This is a genomic window from Bacteroidota bacterium (assembly GCA_018266755.1).
GTDB lineage: Bacteria > Bacteroidota > Ignavibacteria > Palsa-1295 > Palsa-1295 > JAFDZW01.
Genome location: JAFDZW010000005.1, coordinates 1,570,326 through 1,586,465, shown reverse-complemented (window position 1 = coordinate 1,586,465; position 16,140 = coordinate 1,570,326). Strand labels below are relative to the sequence as shown.

Here is a 16,140-nt window from a genome sequence, read left to right as displayed (position 1 = left end):
GGCGGTTACGCAAGTGCGCAATCGTCACAACTTGGTATTGTAACGAATTGCAATGAGCAGAGTGATCCACGCCCCGACGGGCAACGCATTGGCATGCAAAGGCTGGCTACAGGAAGCCGCCTATCGAATGATCCAAAATAATCTCGACCCGGATGTCGCCGAGCGCCCGGATGAATTGGTCGTCTATGGCGGCTCCGGTAAAGCTGCACGAAACTGGGAGTGCTTCGATGCGATCCTTGCATCGCTCAAAGATCTTGGAGCCGACGAAACGCTGCTCGTGCAATCGGGCAAGCCGGTCGGCATCCTGAAGACGCATACCAACGCACCGCGCGTGATCATCTCGAACTCACAGATCGTCCCGGCGTGGGCGAACTGGGATGAGTTTCGCCGTCTCGAAGCGAAGGGACTGACGATGTTCGGCCAGATGACAGCCGGCAGTTGGATCTATATCGGATCGCAGGGGATCGTGCAAGGCACGTACGAGACCTTTATGGAATGTGCGCGGCAGCACTTCGGCGGTACGCTTGCGGGTCGGTCGGTACTCACCGCAGGACTTGGCGGCATGGGCGGCGCGCAGCCGCTCGCAGGCAAGATGGCGGGTGCGGCTATCCTTGGTGTCGAAGTCGATATGACACGTATTCAAAAACGTATAGACACCGGTTACTGCGACAAGTGGACGGCAAACGTTGACGAAGCGATTCGATGGATCGAAGAAGCAACGACGAGCAAGACGGCACTCTCGGTCGCGTTGCTTGGTAACGCTGCCGAAGTACATCCCGAACTTGTGGGGCGCGGGTGGATACCGGATATCGTGACCGATCAAACCAGCGCGCACGATCCGCTTCGCGGATACTATCCGGCAGGGTACACGAAAGAAGAGGCGGACACGCTTCGTGAATCGAATTCTGCAGAGTATCTGAAACACTCCCGCGCATCGATCGCCAGACACGTTCGTGCGATGCTCGAGATGCAGAAGCGCGGCGCGATTGCATTTGATTACGGCAACAACATTCGCGGCGAAGCAAAGAACGAGGGAGTTGCGAATGCATTCGACATTCCGGGTTTCGTGCCGGAATACATCCGTCCGCTCTTCTGCGAAGGAAAAGGGCCGTTTCGTTGGGCCGCGCTCAGCGGCGATCCCGAAGACATTTTCACGACCGACCGAGAGCTGTTGAAGCTGTTCCCGAACGATCAAATCTTGCATCGATGGATCCCGCTTGCGCAGAAGCATATCCACTTCCAGGGACTTCCCGCGCGCATCTGCTGGCTCGGGATGGGCGACCGCGCGAAGGCTGGACATCTGTTTAATGAACTGGTCCGCACCGGCAAGGTGAAAGCGCCGATCGTCATCGGTCGCGATCATCTCGATTGCGGCTCCGTCGCAAGCCCGAACCGTGAGACCGAAGCGATGAAAGACGGATCGGACGCCATCGCCGATTGGCCCGTGCTCAACTTCGCGCTCAACGCTGTCGGTGGTGCGACCTGGGTGTCACTGCATCATGGTGGTGGCGTGGGTATCGGCAATTCGATCCATGCCGGTATGGTGATCGTTGCCGATGGGAGCGTCGAAGCCGACGAGCGTCTCGAACGCTGTCTCACCTACGACCCGGCAATGGGGATCCTCCGCCATGTCGACGCCGGCTATGAGAAGGCGAGCGAGATGGCGACGAAGCACGGTGTTCGGGTGCCGATGATGAAGTGATGTCGTTACCGCAGCACATCGAGATCCGAACCAACCTGCACGGGATCGACGAGTCGATGCTGGGTGGATTCTTCGAAGGATGGGCCGACCCTCCCTCGCCAAGTACGCTGTTGGAGATCCTTCGACGGGCGTCATACATTGCAGTAGCAGTGGACCTGCAGGCAAACAGCATCGTCGGCTTTGTTAACTGTATCGGCGACGGGATCCTCTCGGCATATATCCCCTTACTGGAAGTTCGGCCAAACTACAGGGGGATGGGAGTAGGATCGAGTTTGGTCCGCGCATTGCTGGGATCAATGCCAGCCTATTACATGATCGACGTCTGTTGTGACACTGCGCTTGCCGGCTTCTACACAACACTCGGGTTTCGACCGACCACAGGCATGATCCTCCGCCAGTATCAATCCCAATCCGGCTTGCCGTCGGAGAATCGGTAGCAACAGAACCGAAACTGCAGTGCATGTCGGCACAAAACCTGCTTTCGGTAAGGAATCTCGGCCACGGTGAATATTTGACAGTAGATTTGTTCTTTTCCATTCGGAGGAACACGTGAAACAGTCTGCCATCGCCATTATACTTACTGCGATTCTCTCGTCTGCGGTCTACGCCCAACCGTCCGTTCGTGAACCGGGAGTCTCCTCGTATTTCGAATCCATTCGCTCGAATGAGGCCGAGCTTCGCGCCTTCTTCCATCGCATGCCGAAAGGCGGCGATCTGCACCATCACTTCAGCGGTGCGATCTATGCCGAGACGTTCTTCGACACAGCCGCACACAAACACTATTCGCTCGATACGTCGGCGCTCGTGATCTATCCACCAGGGATGCAGCCGAGCGGCGTCCGGTCGGTTGTCTCGTTCGACTCCATGTCCGTCGGCAAACGATCGTATTTCAAAGACCGGTTGATCCGATTGTGGTCGGTCAAAGACTTCACGCCGTGTTCCGGTGCGCCGGACGCGCACTTTTTCGCAACGTTCAACCTCTTCGGTCCCGCCATCTGGGGCAGCGAAGCGCCGATGTTGCAGGAGATCAAGCGGCGAGCGATTGCGGAGCATACATCCTATATCGAGTCGATGCTGATCCGGCCGTCGATGCCGTCGGGGAATGCGCAGTTGAAAACCTTTTTCTCCCGTTGCAACGAGAAGCTATGGCGCATCGAAGCGGCCCGCGATACGGGTGCGGCGCTGGACGTATTGAGTATGATATTCGATTCGCTGCGATACGAATTCGGTGCGGACAAACTTGCGGCAAATCACCATGCGATGCTCGTCGGTGTTCGCGATGCGTCGGCATTGCCGGACGGGCTCGATTCGCTTGTGACGGTTCGATTCTTAAATTATGTCACCCGTGTATCGCCGCCCGCCGATGTTTTCGGGCAGCTGTATCTATCGTTCGCCTCCTGCGATATGGATAGCCTCGTGATGGGTGTGAATATCGTTGCGCCGGAAAACGCGGATGTATCGATGAACGATTACTGGCTTCACATGGTGATGTTCCACTTTATGCGGACGAGATTCCCGAAGGTACACGTGTCGATGCATGCCGGCGAACTCGTCCCCGGCATGGTAAAGCCTGAGGATCTGACATGGCACATTTCCTCGGCTGTCGATCTGGCCGGCGCCGAGCGCATTGGGCATGGCGTCGACATTGCATCCGAGACAAAGAATTACGAGCTACTCGACGAAATGGCTAAGCGTCATGTGACCGTCGAGATCAATCTGACGAGCAACGAATTTATTCTCGGCGTCAAGAACTCCACGCATCCCGTTACACTCTATGCCGATCATCATGTTCCGATCGTGATCAGCACCGACGATCCCGGTGTGCTTCGCAGCGACCATACGATGGAATTTGTCAAACTCGCGATGCGATATCCCCGATTCTCATACGCGGACATCAAGCAGTTCGTCTACAATAGTATCGACTATAGTTTTCTCACCCCTCGCGATAAAGCAACCGAGCGCGGCAGACTCGATCGCGCGTTTCGCGAGTTCGAGAGTACGATCACGCACCTACATTAATTACGATTCCCGTATCCAGCGGGTCATGTGCGGGAATGGCAGACCTCCTTCGGTTGCAGCTTGCTGCCTGCTGAGTGTCATCCCTGCCCATTCGAGCATCGGGACGCCTATGTAGCGGCCGTTGCGAAAATTATCCAGGAGCGATTCACTCGATCCGTGATATCCGTCTGGATGAAAAACAATTGCAGGATCAAGGCCGATATGAAGCGCTGCAGCATACGTCCACGGTAATGTCATGAGTTCACCCGCATGTTCAAGATCGGTGGCGGGGTCGATCGTTCCGTCCATTGCGCGTCGAATGTTGGGTGGTGCAACGGCGATATGGCCTGCCTCGTGCAGGATGTCGCCTGGGTATAGTAACGTCGAGAGGTCCACGATCAGCCCTGCCTGTTGAATGCGAATTCCGGGCAATACAGCATCCTCGCCGACAGCACCGAACTCAACCGGAATCCCGATCGATCGGACAAACGAAACGATCTGCTCGACGATTTGCGGTTGTGCGAGCGTCATTGCACGGTGGAATAGCGCGCGGAGCCAATCGTTGACGACGCAGTCGATTACCAGATGCACTCGTTCGGTCGTACCGCGGTTTTCGGCGCTATGACGAAGCGACGCGTTGATATACCAACACTCGCCTTCGTTCATCGCTAACGACGCGCCGTTACTGACGAACTGTACCTCCGAGTTCGTGACGATCGGTATATGTAAACGCACTTCGTTCTCTTCGAACGAGAGTGCATGGTCGCGATGCTCTTTGATGACGGCTCCTGGCGCAAGGCGCAACAGTCGCACGGATCGAATATCGCAGCGCAGCGACGACAGCATGGCGCGAATACCCGGACAGTGTTCGAGCAATGCGGTGTCACGGTACGAATCGTTTGTTGCCGTGGGGTCGGGGTAGAGTGTGTCGGTTTTCCCGTGCGGCGCTCGTAGTGCGAGGCCGCTCCAGTCGCCGACGTAGTCATTCGTATTGAAATGCGCCTGCCAGCGCTCTGCCCGAATGCGGGCGTAGTCAGCCTGTAGGGCCTGGATTTCTACCGGCAGATCGATGCGGCAACTTGGTATTGTCGTTTGCGCCATAACTCATGGTTGTTGATGATCGAGCAAATCGTACACTGGTAACTATGCGCTCGGACGATCCAATCCGTACATATTCAGTTCGGATTGGAATCTGTGTGTATTTTTGAACCCTTACACTCGTCACAGGTAGGATGTTGGATGATTCCGTCGGACGCGGGGAACGGCAGGCGCGCGCGCTGGTAATGCTCGTGCTCGCCATCGAGGCATTGTGGATATTTTTCCACAAGTACCTCCCGCTCGACGCATCGCTCTGGAGTCTGCAATCCGAAACGATCCGCCAGCACCTCGCCGGGAGCCCGAACGATGGGCTTCGCCTGGTGCTCATTCCCGGCGCCAACATCCTCGTCCCGTTCGTCAGCGGTCTGCTTGGGTTTCTTCTTAACGGGGAGGTGGTCACTCGTTTGCTGCTTGTCGGTATCGGGTTCTTCGGTCGAGGGATGGCAATGGTCTCGCTGTTGCGAGCCTTGAGGGTCCGCGAAGCGTTGGTGTTTTTCCTGGTACCGGTCATCGTCTGGAGCGGCGTATTCTTTGTCGGCTCCGTCCCGTATCTTGTGGGTGAAACGCTGGTCATCGCACTGGTGAGTTTCTTTCTGCATCAAGACCACCCCCGAAGCGGCTCGTACTACGTCCTGATGGTCGGATTTACGCTCGTGGCGTTGTGTCATGCACTGGCGTTTTTTGCGGTGATCTTCATCACGTTCGCGGTTGCAAGCGAACAGCGTCGGTCGGTACACTTGAATCAGGGCTGGCTCTCGAATTTCAACCGCGTCCTCGGGCTTGTCATCCCAGGTTGTGTCGTATTGCTACTGCGCGTATTCGCTCCGGCTCCGATCTTCATGCTCTCGACGAGCGGATTCATCGCCTGGACACCTACCGCCCACATGCTCCTCGCGGTTGCCGCAACGCCGATCGTCCGCGAGGCCGCATTCCCGGGAAGCGATCTGATCGCGATCACCACCTCCGCTGTCGTCGTGTTGCTTGCACTGGCTTCGCTGGTGCGTGCGTTCTTGCTCCCGATGGAGGAAGTGTCGTGGCAATCGCGTTCGACGAAGCGTGCGGGTACGATCCTGCTAATCGTCTCGTTGCTCGGGCTGGTGTTGATGAAGGTCGGCGTGGAATCCGGTGCGTTCATCTGGATGTCGTTGTTCTTTGTCATTGCCGCAAGCTATTCTCGCGGTCCGGCGGTTCGTCGCGGCGCGGTTGACCGGTTGCTGCGGAGCGTCGCATTTATCGCGATGATCGTCGCCGGCGTTGTCAACGCTCTCGGCACGAATCGGGGCTCCGAAGCGGCAGCCGACGTTCGCGACCATGCCACCCAGCTCGTTCGCGGCGAACGAACGACTGCAAGCACCGATCTGCATCTCGATTCGCTCGATATTCGGTTCGTGCTCGATTCTTCCATTGTCGCAGCAGAAGGTATCGGACATTTTCCGATGATTTCCTACTCCGCCACAGCGCCGGCATACCTCTATGAGATCGGCGCCGCCATCGCAAAGCCCGGCCAGTATCAGCCGCGTGGAGGGATGATCGCCCGTGCAGATGGCCGCCAACTCTGGAGCCCGGCCGACCAGCTCGCCCTTGGCGATGCGTCCTCGTACTTCGAACCGCACCTGCGGGTGCTGGCCATGTTGCCCGAAGGCGGCGCATCGAATCCCAGCGTGTTCGGGCCCTTCGCCCATGGCATGCAGGATACCAATAGTATTGCGGTCGCGCACGGGGACGTCAATTTCCGTCTCGTCATCGGCCGCTTGCGCAGCGAACCCAAGCCCGGCCTGGCACAGCTTACCCGGTAACGTCCATCCATTTCGCACCGACAGCCATGACCATTTTCGAAAAGATCATTGCCCGCGAGATCCCCGCGACGATCGTGTATGAGACCGACGATGTCATTGCCTTCCGCGACATCGACCCAAAGGCCCCGGTGCATATCCTGATTGTGCCGAAGCGCAGCATCCCGACGGTCAACGACCTCATGCCGACCGACACCGAGCTCATGGGCACGCTGCTGCTTGCTGCGAAAGAAATTGCCGCAGCCGAAGGCATCGCCGAAAACGGTTACCGCCTCGTGTTCAACTGTAACCGCGACGGTGGCCAGTCGGTCGATCATATCCACTGCCACCTCCTCGGCGGCCGACAACTGCATTGGCCACCGGGCTGAGCATCAGTATATAGTCGCACCAGGGGAGGAAAAACTCACAAGCAAACAGGGTGTAGCTCTGGGCGGTAGTTGCCATAAGGCCTTGCAACGGACGAAAGGTCTCCATCTCAGGCCAAGAATTTTTCACCGTTTCCGATACAAACGGGAAGTCTGGGGTGTCATATTAGTAACACTGTTCTTTGGGCTGCGTAGGCTTGGGGACGTGTCCGGTCGGGGCGAACTTCTTTGGGCCGAAACGGCTTTAAAAAGGTGTTGAAGCCCGTCCGCGGGCTTTTCCGCTCTTTAATTCACGAAAACACATACGCTATCGCGAATTTCTACAGTTAAACGGCAGCGGATGACCCCTCGGCGGTCGCTGAGGTAAGAACGCGTCACCTGTTGTATCAAAATAGAACGACCGACGTTTATTAGGTATTCACCGATGTCTTCACATTGGAGGTACCCGTTTATGCGTAGAAATTCGTATCATATCGTCCTGAGGTATGTTGCAGCGGTGTGTGCCGTTGCACTGGTTGTTTCGTATGCGCGTGGGCAGCAGCTCGCAGCGCGTTCGAGCTATGAGGTCCTTTCCGCAAGTCAGTCCGAGATCGTTCTTCACATTCACCCCGACTTTTCGACGCGGCGCGTAAGCGACGGCGTCACCGGCGAACGCTATCTTGCGATCTCCTACTCCGGGTCGACCGTTGGTACGATCCCGATCGGTTCTCCCGCCGAAGCGTATCTCGATCTCGGTGTGCTCGTGCCGGGGGCCGATGCAACGCCGTCGGTCGAGATCGTCTCGATGCAGACCGAATCGCTCGTCGGGGTTCTTGCTCCGGTACCGGTGCAAACGGTATCGAACGGCACCGCCGAACTTCGCTATGTCCGAACACCCGAAGCCTACGGTTCGCGCGATGTTGTTGCATACGCAACGGCGAATGCGCCGCAGGTGCTTCGCACGGCATGGCGCAGTGCGCTCGTTATCCATCCCGTGCGCTACGAACTTGATAATGCGACGATCACCCTCGTGAAGGATATGGTCGTTCGTATCCGTATTCCCGGCGCATCGCATGTGGTATCGACCGCGACATACTCGCCGCTCGAATCGCAGTATTTCGAGACCATGTGCATCAATGGCGATAACACATCGCTCTACCGTTCGGCGGTTGCACAGCTTGCATCGGGTCTGCCGATGAATGCGATCTCGATGAAGTCGGTACCCACAGCCGCGAACGAACAATGGTTTGCACTTACGACGGCAGACGATGGCATCTACCATATCACGGCAGACGACCTGTCAAAAGCCGGCGCAACGAATATCGATGCTAATACTGTCGCAGTATATGGCTACGGTGCACAAGCGTTGCCGGAAAGTGTCGATAGCCTGACGGGTGAATTGCACGAATGTTCGATCTCGGTGGTCACAAAGCCCGACGGCAGCCTTTCGGAAATCCGTTTCTATGCTCCCGGTCCGGCAAAATGGGCGTACCAGCATAACTCGGGCGGTTCACGTATCTACGGGATGTATCATGTGATGAATCCGTATTCGACCGCCGGACATTTCCTGCTGAAGGTCGGCGGCGCTCCTGCAACAAAACGGGTGCTCAGCGTACCGGATCAGATCGACGCTTCGGTGACGGTTACGACAGCGTCGTCTGTACAGACAGTCGCCTTACATGAAGCCGAGATGCGGTTCGAGCATCCGAACATCAGTCGTGAATTCTTGGGCGAGTCGATCCCGATCGGACGCGACGTATCGATCGGTCTGCCGTCCTTGCCCGGGTATCTGCCGGATTCGACGGTCATTCGTCCGGCGTTCAATTCGCGTACAACTGCCCGGCATAATTTCTCGGTAAAGATCAACGGGACCTCATTCCCCGATGTCGTCGATTACGGTACGATCTCGGATCTGAATGAAGGACCGTACACGACGCGTCGCTGGGATCCCGAATTCTTATTGCCCGCAGGGTTCGGCACGCCGAACACCGTTACACTGCAGGCCACGGCGAACGAAACAGCCGCATCGTTCTGGTTGAATTTCATCGAGGTGTTCTATCGCCATTCGCTGAGCCTTTCGAATGGTCAGATCCCGTTCTATCTGACCGAGGATGCGAGTGCATATCGTTATGATTTTACAGACGCACCCAACGGCAGCGTGTGGGACGTGACAGATCTTACGAACATTCGCGAACTCGCAACAGCCTCAGGCTCGTCGATAACTGCTACGATCGCCGGACCAGCGACCACCATGCGCCGATTCTACGCATTCACGTCGTCCCAACTCAAGAGTGTAACGCTGGCAAGCATCCCTACGCCGACGCTTCGTTCGACCGTCTGTACGCAAGGGGCGGAGGAGATCATTATCGTCCCGAGTTCGATGCTCGAACAGGCGAACAAACTGGCGAAGATCCGGCGTACCGGCGGGCAAGCGACGGGCCCGATCACGGTCTCGGTCGTGACGCTGGAAGATATATACCGCGAGTTCGGCTATGGTGCAAACGATGCCACTGCAATTCGCGACTTCATCCGCGCGGCCGAGCGTCGTTCGGCGGTCAGCGGCGGGACGGTGCCGTTGTACGTTTGTCTCTTCGGCGCGGGGCATGTCGATTATCAGAATCGCATGACCCAGATCCCGGTGAATATTCCGGTGTACGAGACGGCAGACGTCGTTACGGTCGGAGGCTTCCGTGCCAGCGAGCCGGAGTACGATTCCGATGACGGCTTCTTCGGCGATTTCAACCCGAGTCCGAATAGCACCGTCGATATGGCCATTGGCCGCATTGCCGTGCTCAATGCGACGGAAGCCGAAGAATATATTGCGAAAGTTGCAAAGTACGAGACGTCGAGCGACGAGGGCCCGTGGCGCTCACGCATCGCATTCATTTGCGACGATCGCTACCACACCGATCTGAAATCACCCGACGGTCTCGATCACCTCAATGATACACAGAACGAGGTGTATCAGACGCCGGATCGTTTTCTGTTTGAGAAAATATACGGACAGGCATATCCGAATATCTTTACGTCTGCCGGTCGCCGGAAACCGGAAATGGAAGCCGCGATCGTCGATGCGTTCAACAGTGGCGCAGCGATCATCTCGTACGTCGGTCACGGTAATCCGACGGTGTGGGCCGACGAGAGTATTCTATCGGTGCCCTCGACAATCAATAAGTTTACGAACTTCAATCGCCTGGCATATGTCACGACCGCGACGTGCGACTTCAGCCAGTACGACGATTACGCAGCAAAGATCTCGGGCGGCGTGCAAATGCTCAAGAAGCCCGATGGCGGCGCGATCGGGTTGCTTGCGACGTGCCGCTCCGTTGCAGGCGGAGACTCGTTCGCCCCGCAGTTCTATCGTTCGCTGTTCTCGCAACCGTGCGATTCGCGTGTCTCGACGACACCAGTCGGCGTTTCGTACGTGTATGCACGCGCGACGAGCAGCTATACGCCGAATCGTAATAAATACTTCTTGCTCGGCGATCCCGCACAGCGCGTCTTGCTGCCACGTCAATACATGGTGATCGACAGCATTAACGGCCAGTCATACGATAAGAACGCCGCATCGCCCGTGCAGATCAGCGCACTTTCGCTTGTGGCGTTATCCGGTCACGTTTCGAATATTTGCGACGGTTCGGATATCGACGAGACGTTCAACGGTTCGACCGCCGTCACGCTCTACGACGCTCCGTCGTTCGTGAGTTATACGACGACCTTCATCGAGACGCCGCCGATTACCGACACCTGGCAGGTGGATGGACCCATTCTGTATACCGGTGGCGCTACGGTCACGAACGGACGGTTCCATACGTCGTTCGTCGTGTCGAAGGACATCAAGTTCGATACCTCGCATGCGAAAATCTCGATGCTTGCGTACTCCGACGATTTTCGCTCCGCGCTTGGCAATGCGAAGAATATCCGAGTGTTTGGCATCGATACGGCACGCATCGACGCCGATAGTCAGGGCCCTGCACTCAAGGCATTCATCGGGACGCGGGCATTCCACTCCGGCGACGTGGTGCCGGTCAACTCGGTGCTCATTGTCGACGTGAAGGATCTTTCCGGGCTGAACACCTCGACCTCGTCGATCGGTCATTCGTTCGTCGGGTGGGTCGACGATTCGACGTCGGGCATGATCGATCTTGCCGATGGGTACGTTGCATCGTCCGACGATTTTACCAACGGCACCAGCACCGAGCGTGTGTCGTTGCCGCTCGGACATCATCGGATGAATATCCGCGCATTCGATGCCGCCGGAAATCCGGCGTTCACGAGCATCGACTTTGTCGCCAAAGGCGATGCGCCGTATCGATTGTTCAATGTTACGGTCACGCCGCATCCGGTACGCAGTACGGCAACGTTTACGCTCGAGCAGCCGGCAGCGCCCGAAAGCCCGGTCGATGTGACGCTCGATTTGTACTCGGCGATCGCACAACATGTCCGGACGATCGAGGTACCGAGCATCTCTTCGAATGTGATTACGATCCCGTTCGATGGCAACGACCAGAGCGGTTCGCCGCTTGCGGATGGGATGTATCTGTTCCGCATGACGGCAACCCAGCGCCTCTCGGGTGTCACTACGACCTCGGGCGGGACATTTATCATCACGCGGGATCATTAAGAGTTTATAGGAGAATCCAGTTACATGAAACGGTATATCGCATCTATTCTTGTCGTGGCGATCGGCGTTGGCCTCGGAGCTCAACGCAGCGCTGCACAATCGACAGCAACCCAGATCCTTACGACGGCGGTGCCGTTCCAGTTGATCGCTCCCGATGCCCGCGCCAGCGGTATGGGCGATGTCGGGACCGGTATTGCGGATAATTCGAACGCCATCTATTGGAATCCGGCAGGGCTGGCATTCCAATCGGGGAAGGAAGTGTATCTGACGCACTCGCAGTGGCTGCCGCAGTTCAACAGCGATCTGTTCTACGAGTATGCAAACTTCAAGTGGAACGACGAAGAGACGTTCGGCGGGACGATCGCGGCGAACATCACGTTCCTGAACCTCGGTAAGTTTATTTATACGACCGAACAATCGCCCGATCCGCTCGGCGAATTCCATTCGTTCGAATACTCGGTAGCGCTTGGGTATGCGACGAAGCTCTCGAACGAGTGGGGCTTCGGCGGTAATATCCGCTATATCCAGTCCTCGCTGTCGCCGCTGACGGTCGGCCAGGAGAAGCAGAAGGGCGTCGGTCGTTCGGTCAGCTTCGATATCAGCGCGATGTGGCGCCCGGATTCGACGTACATCGAAGAACTGGCGAATCGCCTTGCTGTCGGAGTAAACATCGCCAATATCGGCCCGAAGGTGCGGTATGTCGATGTGGCTCAGGCAGATCCGTTGCCGACGGTGTTGCGTCTCGGTGCGTCGTATAAAGTGCTGAAGGATGAGTATAACGAGATCACGCTTGCGGCGGATGTCGCAAAACTGTTGGTCCACCGCGATTCGACCGGCCTGTCGGACAACCTTCCGAAAGCATTCGTGACCGCATGGGATGCGAATACCGGAAAGTCGTTTATGCTCTCGCTCGGTGCCGAGTATTGGTACGATCAGTTGCTGGCCTTGCGCGCCGGGTACTACACCGAAGGCGCAATGATCGGTGGTCGTCGCTACCTCACCTTCGGGGCCGGACTCCGCTACGATGTCTATCAATTCGATTTTAGCTACATCAATACCTTCGAGCAGAACCACCCGCTTGCCAATACGCTTCGGTTCAGTCTGGGAATCACCTGGTAACCTTCGAACAACGTTGGCTGGCAACACTCTACCTGTGCATCGCTCCAGAAGTATAGCATCGATCGCAAGCAGCATGTTCATGCTGCTTGTGTGTCTTTGGGGTCGGACCGCCGTCGCGCAGTTCGCCGAACGGCCCGCGTCGTCTGCTGTGATCGTCACGAACGATCTGATGCGCAGGGAGCAATTCTGGCAAACGTCCGCCGTGCAGGATCACGACGAGACCTCCATCCCCGGCCTTGACGGGCCCATCGCAAAGAAACCGGCCTCGAAAAAGAGCGGCTTGCTTGCGGCAGGGTTGTCGCTGATCCTGCCGGGATTGGGGGAGTATTATGTCGGCGACCAGATCTGGCGAGGGATGATCTTCACCGCGATCGAAGGCGGCGTATGGTACGGCCGCTACGTGTACAACAAACGAGGCGACGACTCGCTGGTTGCATTTCACGCGTGGGCCGATACGCTCTGGAGCAGCAGCCGATATGCGGCATCGCTCAATGCATTGCTTGCGGAATCCGGACGGCCGTTTCGCATCACCGACCCGAATAATGTCGAGCAGATCAATATGGCCGAGGACTCGCTCAATATTCGCGGCTACCCGGACTTTACGCATAACCTTCCGGCCTTTGGCACGCAGCAGTACTACGAGCTTATTTCCAAATACGATCAGTTCACGCCCGGATGGAAGGATGCGACGACGCATTATCTGACTGATTCGCCCGAGGCGCAGCGTCACGCATACATGCGCGCCGATATGAACCAGCAGTATGATATTGCGCAGTACTTTTTATGGGGCGCAATCGTGAACCGGCTGCTCTCGGCGATCGATGCGGCGCTCTTGGCAAAAGACCATAACTCGGCAATCCATCTCGAAGGCCAGTTGATCGAACGCCGCCTCTCGAGCGGCTTTGTCGCCTACATTCCGACGGCGAAACTTCGCTGGACGTTCTGACGATTATTACTACGATCTATTCCCTCGTAACTATGAATCACGTGATACGAATTCTTGCAGTATGTACGCTTCTAGCCTCGGCGTCGGTTGCGCAGCAGCGCAACGATCCGATGGAGGCAATGAATCACCGTGCATCCAGGCTCATCGATAGCAGTATGCAACGGCTGAACCTGCGTGCCGAACGGTTCAACGAAGAGCTGGGGAAGATCAATAAAGCCCGGCCCCTCGATCCCTCGATGCTTTCGGCGGAGAAGATCAAAGAAAATACCGGCAAGATCAATGATTTTCTTGCCTATCTCGATGTGTACCGTTCGCTCAGCGCGAATATGCGCAAGCAGGTCGATGATTCTGTCGCCGCCATGCGCTCTGAAATGCCTATTCGTGTCCGCAAAGCATACTTGCAGGAATTCCTCGATGCATACGCCAGCGATCAGACGGCATTCGATAAGTACACGATGGCGTTGACGAACGTGTACACCAACGTGAAGCAAGTGTTGGAATTTATATCCACCGCGAAAGTACAGGTCGTGGACGGAAAGCTCTCGTTTACCGACAAGACCGAGTACGAGCAGTACGAGACGCTGATGAACAAAGTGAACGCGGCGAATAGGAAGCTTGTATCGGCAAGTGCAGCGTCGCAGAAGGCAACGCTGGAAGCGAGCGACCAAATGAATAAGGCGTATGGCGCGGCGAATAAGTGATCGGTTGCTGTCGCTGATTGCGGCAGCGCTTCTGACGCTGGCCGTCGTGCCGTCATGCGAAGCACAGGTCAATACCGGGAATGCCCCCGGTATCGATGCGGCGTATTTTGTCACACATGCCGTCGAGGCATTCAATAACAATACCGGCCGCTTTCAGGCGCTGCGGCTCGGGCTTGATGATATGGCTCCGCTCGAGCCTGCAAGCTTGGACACGAATCAGATCTACGAACATCTGCAATCGTTACTGCACTACCAACAATTTCTCGAAGCGTTCCGACAGCAGAACACGACGCTCCTTCACAAGCTCAGTGACAGCGTGGATTATCTCGAAGCCCGCCTCGGCGATTCGGCTCGGTGGCACGCGCTCGATAATTTCTGGCAGGACTTCAAACACCAGGCGTCGATCTTCGTCGAGTATTCGTTGAAGTCGTCCAACTACGTACTTGCAATCCGCTCGGCGCTCGTGTTTTTGCAGAATGCCGGATTCGATGTCAACGACGGGATCGTGCATGTGCATGGCGGATCCGACAGTCAGGAACAGTATGCGGCGCTTGTCAACAAAGCGCGCACTGCAAAGACTGCGATGCAGGAGGCATACCAAACGACGATCGACGACGTCAAAGGCTCGAACGAACTTGTCAAACGAGTTGTAGACCAGCTCGCTCGCTAAGAACACACATGACGACCATCAGGCGCATTTCCTCGAAAGCGGACAAGCTCCGCTTCGTTCGTTTTCTGTGGGATATCTACGGCGACGACCCGAACTGGGTGCCGCCGCTCGAGATGGACCGCATGAAGCTTATCGACGAGGTCAAGAACCCGTTCTACAAGCACTCCGAAGTCGCGTGGTTCCTCGCCGAGCGCGACGGAACGATCGTCGGGCGCATCGCAGCGATCATCAATCGCAACCACAACGAGACGCATCAGGATAAAGCCGGTTTCTTCGGGTTCTTCGAATGCATCAACGATCGCGAAGTTGCGAAGCTGCTCTTCGCCGAAGCCGAAGCATTCTTGAAGTCGAAGGGAATGACGAGCGTGCTTGGCCCGGCAAATCCGTCGGCGAACGATGAGTATGGGCTGCTCGTCGATGGCTTCGGAAAGCCGCCGGTGCTATTGATGACCTATAACCCGAAGTACTACATCGACCTCATCGAAGCGAACGGGTACTCGAAGTCGAAAGATCTCTACGCATGGCTGCTCTCGACCGAGACGGCCCGCAGTGAGAAGCTCGTTCGCGTCACGAGCGCGCTGCAGAAGCGGGCGAACGTCACCATTCGTCCGATGAACCCGAAGCAGTTCATGGCAGACGTAGAGCGTGTTAAGCGCATCTACAACTCTGCGTGGGAAAAGAACTGGGGCTTCGTGCCGATGAGCGACGCGGAGTTCGACTTCCTCGCCGGTGACCTCAAACAGATCTACGACCCCGACCTCGTGCTCTTCGCCGAGCATGAAGGCGAGACGATCGGGTTTGCGCTCTCATTGCCGGATGTCAATCAGGCGTTTGCCGCGGGACCGCGTATCCCGCGCGGGATCATGAATCTTCCGATCGCGCTCTGGAATCTGCTCACGAAGAAGAAGGCCATCGACACCGTTCGCATCCTCGTTCTCGGCGTCACGAAGGAATTCCGTGGCCGCGGCATCGACGGCATGCTCTATCGGGAAACGATCGAACGTGCCGAGAAGAAAGGCTACAAATACGGCGAAGCGTCCTGGATCCTCGACGACAACGACATGATGAACCGCGCCTGCGAGATGATGAACGGCAAGCGGTATAAGACGTATCGGATCTACGGGAAGCAACTGTGAACTATTCGC

At 56.7% G+C, this 16,140-nt stretch carries 12 protein-coding genes; 11 read left to right on the top strand and 1 reads right to left on the bottom strand.

Features of this window, described 5'->3' with window-relative positions; genetic code table 11:
- Positions 1-52: 52 nt before the first annotated feature.
- From hutU to JSS75_11340, 3 genes are all read left to right on the top strand, one after another.
- Positions 53-1,702, top strand: coding sequence for a urocanate hydratase (gene hutU / locus JSS75_11350; protein MBS1904291.1), 1,650 nt, complete (start codon positions 53-55; stop codon positions 1,700-1,702).
- Positions 1,702-2,139 carry a GNAT family N-acetyltransferase gene (locus JSS75_11345; protein MBS1904290.1) on the top strand — a complete coding sequence of 146 codons (438 nt, stop codon included), beginning with the start codon at positions 1,702-1,704 and terminating at the stop codon, positions 2,137-2,139. Before hutU ends, JSS75_11345 begins: the two co-directional genes overlap by 1 nt.
- A 112-nt stretch (positions 2,140-2,251) precedes the next feature.
- Positions 2,252-3,721 carry an adenosine deaminase gene (locus JSS75_11340; GenBank protein MBS1904289.1) on the top strand — a complete coding sequence of 490 codons (1,470 nt, stop codon included), beginning with the start codon at positions 2,252-2,254 and terminating at the stop codon, positions 3,719-3,721.
- Here JSS75_11340 and JSS75_11335 read toward each other — a convergent pair whose 3' ends face one another.
- Positions 3,722-4,801 (bottom strand): aspartyl/asparaginyl beta-hydroxylase domain-containing protein, encoded by a 1,080-nt coding sequence (locus JSS75_11335; protein MBS1904288.1) that lies wholly within the window; start codon positions 4,799-4,801, stop codon positions 3,722-3,724.
- Positions 4,802-4,935: 134 nt separating this feature from the next.
- Between JSS75_11335 and JSS75_11330 the strand changes: the two genes are divergently transcribed.
- From JSS75_11330 to JSS75_11295, 8 genes are all read left to right on the top strand, one after another.
- Positions 4,936-6,594 (top strand): hypothetical protein, encoded by a 1,659-nt coding sequence (locus JSS75_11330; protein ID MBS1904287.1) that lies wholly within the window; start codon positions 4,936-4,938, stop codon positions 6,592-6,594.
- Positions 6,595-6,620: 26 nt separating this feature from the next.
- On the top strand, positions 6,621-6,959 hold the full coding sequence (locus JSS75_11325) for a histidine triad nucleotide-binding protein (GenBank protein ID MBS1904286.1): 339 nt from the start codon (positions 6,621-6,623) through the stop codon (positions 6,957-6,959).
- A 448-nt stretch (positions 6,960-7,407) separates the two neighbouring features.
- Positions 7,408-11,559, top strand: coding sequence for a type IX secretion system sortase PorU (gene porU, locus JSS75_11320; GenBank protein MBS1904285.1), 4,152 nt, complete (start codon positions 7,408-7,410; stop codon positions 11,557-11,559).
- A 24-nt stretch (positions 11,560-11,583) separates the two neighbouring features.
- Positions 11,584-12,678 carry a type IX secretion system outer membrane channel protein PorV gene (porV, locus tag JSS75_11315; protein ID MBS1904284.1) on the top strand — a complete coding sequence of 365 codons (1,095 nt, stop codon included), beginning with the start codon at positions 11,584-11,586 and terminating at the stop codon, positions 12,676-12,678.
- Between the two features lie 13 nt (positions 12,679-12,691).
- The gene (locus JSS75_11310; protein MBS1904283.1) at positions 12,692-13,624 is read left to right on the top strand and encodes a hypothetical protein; all 933 of its coding nucleotides are present in this window, start codon (positions 12,692-12,694) and stop codon (positions 13,622-13,624) included.
- Positions 13,625-13,656: 32 nt separating this feature from the next.
- A complete protein-coding gene (locus JSS75_11305; GenBank protein MBS1904282.1) occupies positions 13,657-14,325 on the top strand; it encodes a hypothetical protein in 669 nt (222 codons plus the stop codon).
- Complete coding sequence (locus JSS75_11300; GenBank protein ID MBS1904281.1) at positions 14,306-14,995, top strand: hypothetical protein; 690 nt, start codon at positions 14,306-14,308, stop codon at positions 14,993-14,995. The genes JSS75_11305 and JSS75_11300 overlap by 20 nt, the downstream gene beginning before the upstream one ends.
- A gap of 8 nt (positions 14,996-15,003) precedes the next feature.
- Positions 15,004-16,131 carry a hypothetical protein gene (locus tag JSS75_11295; GenBank protein MBS1904280.1) on the top strand — a complete coding sequence of 376 codons (1,128 nt, stop codon included), beginning with the start codon at positions 15,004-15,006 and terminating at the stop codon, positions 16,129-16,131.
- Positions 16,132-16,140 lie beyond the last annotated feature (9 nt).

Bases quoted from the DNA above. Each gene is read 5' to 3' on its own strand.
- porV (MBS1904284.1), top strand. From the start codon at position 11,584: ATGAAACGGTATATCGCATCTATTCTTGTCGTGGCGATCGGCGTTGGC.
- JSS75_11305 (MBS1904282.1), top strand. From the start codon at position 13,657: ATGAATCACGTGATACGAATTCTTGCAGTATGTACGCTTCTAGCCTCG.
- JSS75_11335 (MBS1904288.1), bottom strand. From the start codon at position 4,801: ATGGCGCAAACGACAATACCAAGTTGCCGCATCGATCTGCCGGTAGAA.
- JSS75_11300 (MBS1904281.1), top strand. From the start codon at position 14,306: ATGGCGCGGCGAATAAGTGATCGGTTGCTGTCGCTGATTGCGGCAGCG.
- JSS75_11295 (MBS1904280.1), top strand. From the start codon at position 15,004: ATGACGACCATCAGGCGCATTTCCTCGAAAGCGGACAAGCTCCGCTTC.
- JSS75_11345 (MBS1904290.1), top strand. From the start codon at position 1,702: ATGTCGTTACCGCAGCACATCGAGATCCGAACCAACCTGCACGGGATC.
- JSS75_11325 (MBS1904286.1), top strand. From the start codon at position 6,621: ATGACCATTTTCGAAAAGATCATTGCCCGCGAGATCCCCGCGACGATC.
- hutU (MBS1904291.1), top strand. From the start codon at position 53: ATGAGCAGAGTGATCCACGCCCCGACGGGCAACGCATTGGCATGCAAA.
- porU (MBS1904285.1), top strand. From the start codon at position 7,408: ATGCGTAGAAATTCGTATCATATCGTCCTGAGGTATGTTGCAGCGGTG.